Source organism: Comamonas aquatilis (assembly GCF_965139575.1).
In the GTDB taxonomy this organism is placed as follows: domain Bacteria; phylum Pseudomonadota; class Gammaproteobacteria; order Burkholderiales; family Burkholderiaceae_C; genus Comamonas; species Comamonas aquatilis.
The window spans coordinates 1-4767 of sequence record NZ_CBCSIW010000040.1; the positions used below are offsets into that span (position 1 = coordinate 1).

The 4767-nt window shown below is 61.6% G+C and carries 7 protein-coding genes; all 7 read right to left on the reverse strand.

Annotated elements, in window-relative coordinates:
• On the reverse strand, positions 1-271 hold a 271-nt coding region (locus ACNAZA_RS22215), incomplete at its 3' end, for a thiolase family protein (protein WP_462936553.1).
• A gap of 81 nt (positions 272-352) precedes the next feature.
• A complete protein-coding gene (locus ACNAZA_RS22220; protein WP_415798662.1) occupies positions 353-1999 on the reverse strand; it encodes a fatty acid--CoA ligase in 1647 nt (548 codons plus the stop codon).
• Positions 2000-2048: 49 nt separating this feature from the next.
• On the reverse strand, positions 2049-2399 hold the full coding sequence (locus ACNAZA_RS22225) for a Rieske (2Fe-2S) protein (protein WP_415798663.1): 351 nt from the start codon (positions 2397-2399) through the stop codon (positions 2049-2051).
• Positions 2368-3009: a DsbA family protein gene (locus ACNAZA_RS22230; protein WP_415798664.1), complete on the reverse strand. Its 642-nt coding sequence runs from the start codon at positions 3007-3009 to the stop codon at positions 2368-2370. Before ACNAZA_RS22230 ends, ACNAZA_RS22225 begins: the two co-directional genes overlap by 32 nt.
• A 10-nt stretch (positions 3010-3019) precedes the next feature.
• On the reverse strand, positions 3020-3589 hold the full coding sequence (locus tag ACNAZA_RS22235; protein ID WP_415798665.1) for an RBBP9/YdeN family alpha/beta hydrolase: 570 nt from the start codon (positions 3587-3589) through the stop codon (positions 3020-3022).
• A 58-nt stretch (positions 3590-3647) separates the two neighbouring features.
• Positions 3648-4496, reverse strand: coding sequence for a TauD/TfdA dioxygenase family protein (locus ACNAZA_RS22240; protein ID WP_415798666.1), 849 nt, complete (start codon positions 4494-4496; stop codon positions 3648-3650).
• A gap of 27 nt (positions 4497-4523) precedes the next feature.
• A partial coding sequence (locus ACNAZA_RS22245) for a zinc-binding dehydrogenase (RefSeq protein ID WP_415798667.1) occupies positions 4524-4767 on the reverse strand: 244 nt, incomplete at its 5' end.

Genomic DNA, 4767 nt, shown 5'->3' on the forward strand with positions numbered 1-4767 from the left:
ACAGACGGTTGACGTTGAAGGCCGGGGTCTCGATGGGGCAGCCCGCATCGACGGCCGCCACGCGCGACAGATAAGCATCCTTGGTGTCGGTGGGGATCACATTGCCCATGACCACATGGCCGACGGTGTCGGCCGCAATGCCGGCGCGCTCGATGGCGGCCTTGACCACGGTGGTGGCCAGCTGGGTGTTGGGTACGTCCTTGAGTCCGCCACCAAACGTGCCTATGGCGGTACGGGCGGTGCTGACGACGAAGATGTCTTTGGTGCTCATGATGGCTTTTCCATTGATTTATCAAAAACAGGAGCGCATGGTGCGCTCCTGGCAATGGCTTAAGACCTTTTTGGCTTAAACCTAAGTGGGCTGCGCTTCGCGCAGCAGTTTTTTGTTGATCTTGCCCACGCTGGTCTTGGGAATCTCGGCGACCAGACAGATGCGGCTGAGTTCGGGCACGGCATAGGCGCTGATGCGCTTGGCCTGCACATGGCTTTGCAGATGCTCGCGAATGAATTCGGGCTTCACATCGGCGGCGGCCACCACAAAGGCCATGGGGCGCTCGCCCCATTTGGCGTCCGGCACGCCGATCACGGCAGCTTCGCTGACTCCGGGCACCTGGGTGATCAGGCCTTCCACCTCGATGGAGGACACCCATTCGCCGCCGGTCTTGATCACGTCTTTCAGGCGATCGACGATCTGCACCATGCCGTCGGCATGCATGACGGCAATGTCCTGGGTATGCAGATAGCCGCCGCGCCAGAGTTCCTCCGAAGCTTCGGGCTTCTTGAAGTAGATCGGGGTGAGCGAGGGCGAGCGCAGCACGACTTCGCCACGGGTCACGCCGTCGCGCGGCACATCCTTCATGTCTTCATCGACCACGCGGAAATCCACCATCAGCGAAGGCATGCCGGTGGAGCTGCGCAGGCGCACATCGTCTTGCTTGCTGAGCTCGGCGTGGGTGGGATTCAGCGCCAGCGAGACCACGGGGCCGGTTTCCGACATGCCGTAGCCAGCAAACACATCCATTCCCTTGGCCAGTGCGGCTTCGCACAAGCCGGCCGGCAGGGCCGAGCCGCCGATGACGACCTTCCAGCCGCTCAAATCCTGGCCCGTCTTGTCTGCGCCCGTCACCAGCATTTGCAAAATCGTGGGCACGCAGTGCGAGAACGTGACTTTCTCGGTCTCGCGCAGCTTGAGCAGCACGTCCGGCAGATAGCGTCCCGGCAGCACCGTGCGCAAGCCCAACATGAGGGAGATATAGGGGAAGCCCCAGCCCAGCACATGGAACATGGGAGTGATGGGCATATACACATCGCCGCGATGCAGACGTTGCTCGCCCATGGGCGAGCACATGCTCAGTGCCGTAGCCAGCGCGTGCATGACGATATGGCGATGGCTGTAGCACACGCCCTTGGGATCGCCCGTGGTACCCGTGGTGTAGAAGGTGACGGCCTTGGTGTTTTCGTCCAGCTCGGGAAAGTCATAGTCGGCAGCAGCACTGGACACCAGGGCCTCGTACTCACCGGCCACGTCAAACGAGGTGGCAGGCAGCACGCCGTCGTCCGAGAGCACGACGATATGACGTATGTGCGGCAGCTGGGCGCGGATTTCCTCAATCACCGGCAGAAAATCCGTGTGCACCAGCAGCACATCGGTGTCGGCATCGTTCAAGGTATAGAGAATTTGCGCAGGCGACAGGCGCACGTTCACGGTGAACAGGGTGGCGCCCATCATGGGGATGCCAAAGTAACTCTCCAGATAGCGGTGACTGTCCCAGTCCATCACGGCTACGGTGCTGCCGGCGCCCACATCCAGCGCCGTGAGCGCATGGGCCAGCTGGCCTATGCGCTGGCTGAAGTCACGATAGCTGTAACGCATTTGTCCGCGATACGTGATCTCCTGCTCCCCGTGCAGGCTCATGGCATTGATCAGCAGTTGCTTGATCAGCAAGGGATAGGTGTACGCCGAGGGTGTTGGCGTCAGCAGATTGAGATTGGCGGTCATGGTCATATCGTCTTGCCCAAAGAAAATCAAAGGAAACAAAGCGTGGCGTTCAAGCCTTGAATGGCGGCCTCAGCCAGAGCTTGCCGTCCAGTATCAGGGTTTCATACATCGGAATCAGCAACCCGGGCGACGCCGTGCACTGGCCGTTTTTGATGTTGAACTGCAGGCCGTGCGCCGGGCAGCGAAGCACATGGGCTTCGCAGCTGCCGCTGGCCATGGAAGCGCCCGCATGCGGGCAGCTGTTTTCCAGGGCATAGAATTCACCTTCCACATTGAGCAGCAAAATGGATTCGCCCCCCGGGGCGAAGACCAGCTTGCGGCCGCCGGGCGGCAAATCCCTGGCCTCGCCCGCGGCAATCAGCGCCGTATCAGGCAAAGTCGCGGTCGACAGCACAGGCATGCTCCATGGCGCGCAGCAGCTCGGCGGGCGCCACCGCTCCCGTCACCTGCAAACGCTGGTTGAACACCATATGCGGCACGCCGCCGCTGTGCTGCAAGCCGCTTTGGTATTGCAGCGCATCGAACTCTCCGGGATTCCAGTTCAGCGCAGCGGTATGAGCCAGTTGCTGCAGCACGGCGGTATCGCCAATATTGCGTCCCTGCACAAAATAGGCGGCAAAAATGGATTCCACAAAGCCGATCATGGCCTGGCTGTCCAGCTGCGTCTGGGCGTAATTGACCAGAGCGCAAACCAGGCGCGTGTTCGGGAAAGTCTCGATCGCAGCGTGGTTGATCTGCAGGCCAGCCGCCTCAGCAGCGGCACGCACTTGCGCGCGGCGCATTTCCACAGCCTTGGGACCGCCCAGACGGGCTTCATAAAAAGCCTGATAAGGCAGGCCTTGCTCAGGGATCTGGGGCAGCAAGGTGTCGGCGTGCCAGTGCAGATCAAGCAGCAGCTCGGGCTGCTTGGCCAGCAAGGCCGTATGCGCCGTCAGCAGATTGCGCAGACCGATCCAGCACCAGGGGCAGATCAGATCCAGCGAGAAATCGATTTGCAGGTTTTGCTTCATGACCATCTCCTCAGACCAGCTCTTGCAGCAGAGCGTGCACGCCATCCCAGGGGCCATAGCCGGCAGCAGGGTTCAGATGCCCGACTTCGCCCAGGTCCACCAGGCGCGCGCCCCAATCCATGGACAACTGGTGCATGCGTTCGAACTGCGCCAGCGGATCATTGCGGCTGGCGGCAACCAGGGTGGGAAACGGCAGCGGACTGCGCGGCATGGGGCACCAGCCATTGGCCTGCAGCTGCTCCAACGTGGGATAGCCAGCCGGCATGGGGCTCTCCACATCTGCCGGCGTGGCCAGCAGTGCGCCATGAATCTTACGCCCCTGCTGCTGCGCCCAGTGCACAGTAGTAATGCAGCCGGCACTGTGGGCAACGATGATGACCGGGCCCTCAATCGTGGCCAGCGCATCGTCCAGCGCCTGCACGCGCGCCGCACGGCTGAGCTTGTCATGCTCAAGCGGCGGCACGGTCACGGACTTGGGCAGCTGCTTGGCCAGATGGGTCTGCCAGTGATCTTCCACATGGTCGCGCAGGCCGGGAACGATCAGAAAAGTAAGGTCTGCGGGATAAGAGCCGGTATTCATGGTGATGCAGGTAATAAGAGAAGAGGCCAGACTGGCTGGCCGTGCGTTTGCCTAACGCTCAAAAAGGCTTGGAGCCGATGATTCCCGCCCGCTCCATCTTGCGATGACAGGCCGGATAGTCCATGACGGCATAGTGCTGGGTGGCGGTGTTGTCCCAGATGGCAATGCTGTTGGGTTTCCAGCGCCAGCGCACCTGGTACTCAGGAATCTGCGCCTGGCTGACCAGATAGCGCAGTAGCTCGCCGGCGCCATGGGTGTGATCCTGGCCCACGCGCACGCGGGTCGGGGTGTGGAAATTGGTGAAGTGGGTGGTGAAGCCATTCACATACAGCAGCTTCTCGCCGGTTTCCGGGTGGGTACGCACCACGGGATGCTCGGGATCGGGGTACTGGGCCTTGAGGGCCAGACGCTTTTCGATGGGCATGGCGGCGCCGAAGCTGAACTCGATACTGTGGCGGGCCCGCAGCTCCTGAATCTGCGCTTTCACGCCTTCAGGCAGGCCTTCATAGGCCAGCACCATATTCGCCCACATGGTGTCGCCGCCTACGGGCGGGCACTCTATGCAGCGCAGCACTGCGCCAAACTGCGGCACGTCACGCCAGGTCGTGTCCGAGTGCCAGGCGTTTTCGTAGCGGTCGGGCGGGCTGGCCGGAGTTTTGTAGATTTGCAACAGACCCGGATTTTCCGGATCGGAACCCACCACCGGATGGTCCTCCAGCTCCCCGAACTTGCGCGCGAATGCCACATGATCGGCACGGCTGATCTCCTGATCACGCAAAAACAGCACGCGGTGCGTAAGCAGCGCCTTGCGGATTTCTGCAAACAGGGCCGCGTCCTGCACAGCATCGGCCAGATTCACGCCCGTGAGTTCCGCGCCTATGGCGCAGGTCAGTTGTTCTACTTTCATTTTTTGTCTCCTCCGGGTGTGCTGGATTTAGAGCGTGAAGATGGCCGAGCCCACAATCTTTCGCGCTTCCAGATCGCGGTGTGCCTGAACTGCATCGGCCAGCTCATAGCGCTTGCTGATGTCCACCTTGATGCGGCCTTCGGCCACATGGCTGAACAGCTCGTTGGCCAGCTCTGCACGCTCGACAGGGTCGGCAATGTAGTGCGCCGAGGCGGGACGGGTCAGGAACAGCGAGCCCTTGCCGGCCAGGATCTGCGGATTGAACGGAGGG